This window comes from Mycobacterium neglectum (assembly GCF_002591975.1).
GTDB classification, from domain to species: Bacteria; Actinomycetota; Actinomycetes; order Mycobacteriales; family Mycobacteriaceae; genus Mycobacterium; species Mycobacterium neglectum.
Genome location: NZ_NVQE01000111.1, coordinates 1 through 1,315, shown reverse-complemented (window position 1 = coordinate 1,315; position 1,315 = coordinate 1). Strand labels below are relative to the sequence as shown.

Annotated in this window: 1 protein-coding gene; it reads right to left on the bottom strand. The window is 57.3% G+C overall.

What is annotated here, in order from left to right; translation table 11 throughout:
• Positions 1 to 1,154, bottom strand: a 1,154-nt coding sequence (locus tag CSQ99_RS30595) for a lectin-like domain-containing protein (RefSeq protein WP_245909169.1), incomplete at its 3' end; no start/stop codon positions are given.
• Positions 1,155 to 1,315: the final 161 nt, after the last annotated feature.

Here is a 1,315-nt window from a genome sequence, read left to right as displayed (position 1 = left end):
GCCACGGGCGTGGTGGCAAAGGCACCGTCGGTGGCGATGAAACCGGTGTGGTCGCTGGCGATATCGGAGCCAGCCATGCCGGTCTCGGCAAGGTTGGCCGCAGTGCTGTTGAAGGTGTCGAACTCGATCGCCAAGCCGTTGCGGATACCGCCGACCCCCAAACCGCTGCCATAGGAACCGATAGCGTTGACGCCACGAGGATCGTTATGGAACACCACAGCCGCCCCGTCGGCGCCGCCGTCGTTGGCCCCGAGGTTGACCTCGAAGGCCAAGGTGAAGTTCTGGCGCACATCGATGCGCCCCGTCGACATCGCCGAGCCGGCCTGATTGCCGGTCGTCGTCGTCGTCAGGGTGAAAACATTGCTGGCGACACTGGCACTGCCATTCGGGGTCAACGTATTTGGGGATGGAGCTTGAATCGGCTCTATAAGCAATCTACTGATCGTGTTATTGGCGAGGTTCGCAACGTACACGTACCCGTCGGGCCCCTGGCTAAAGGCGATGGGTACAGCTTGGCTGCTGTATAGAAACTTCACATCGCTGCGATTGTTTACATCGACAACGAACACCTCACCGTCGTTGACGTCGGTAAAGAAGACATCATTCTGTAATTCCGCTGGGTATCGCGATCCTGTGTAAGGTGCGCCGACACCCACGATAGCCCCCAGCTGAAAACCCGCCGCATTCTCGTCATGAGCAAATGCACGATAGGCTGGTGTTATCGTTATGGTGCCGTTCGCGACCGCCGCATAAAATTGAGTTGCGCCGGGGAGGTTCTGATATCCTCCGGTGGGCACCAGAACACCATTATCGCCGCCTTCGAAATACGGCCAACCAAAATTTGCTGCAGAGTAACCGGTTTCGATCTCCTCCCAATTACCCCAACCTGTATTCGATATCAATAGACGCCCATCTTGGGCGAACCCGATGGAAAACGGATTCCTCAGTCCCAACTGATAGACTTTGGAATGGTTGGCGCTGAGATCGTCACCCGGCTCGACAAACGGGTTATCGGCCAGTCCCAAGCCGGTTATTGGATCGATGCGCAGGATCTTGCCGGATAAGCTGTTGATGTTCTGAACACTGATAGTCCGTGGGTCCGTGGTGTTGAAGGATGTGCCGTCCCCGACGGAGACATAGAGAGCACCGTCCAACGGGCTAAACGCCAGTGATCCGCCGGCATGACTCGAGGTTGTCCCGGGTCTCGTAGAAGTTGAGGTGGCGGTCCCCCGCTCGAAACCTGCCGTGTGGTAGGTATCGGGCGTTCCGCCAAGAACTCCTACAGCAAGGGGACCACCATGAAGAAGAGTAACCA